We start from the raw sequence: 252 nt of genomic DNA, 5'->3' as shown, positions 1-252 counted from the left end.
ATGGTGAAGCGCGGCGAGGTCTGGCTCGCGGCGCTGGACCCGACGCTCGGCAGCGAAATCCAGAAGACGCGCCCTTGTCTGATCGTGTCACCCGACGAAATGAACACGCATCTGCGCACTGCCACGGTGGTACCGTTGACCAGCGGCAGCCGCCCCGCCCCGTTCCGGGTAGCGGTGACGTTCAAGGGCAAATCCGGGCTGCTGCTCGTCGATCAGATGCGGACGCTCGACCGGGTGCGGCTGGTCAAACGG

The 252-nt window shown here is 66.3% G+C and carries 1 protein-coding gene; it reads left to right on the top strand.

Features of this window, described 5'->3' with window-relative positions:
• The coding region (locus ACZ267_RS12970) for a type II toxin-antitoxin system PemK/MazF family toxin (protein WP_463680358.1) at positions 1–252 on the top strand (252 nt) is incomplete at both ends.

The organism is Staphylococcus sp. AC872 (genome assembly GCF_979255425.1).
This window is presented reverse-complemented; position numbering and strand designations above follow the sequence as displayed.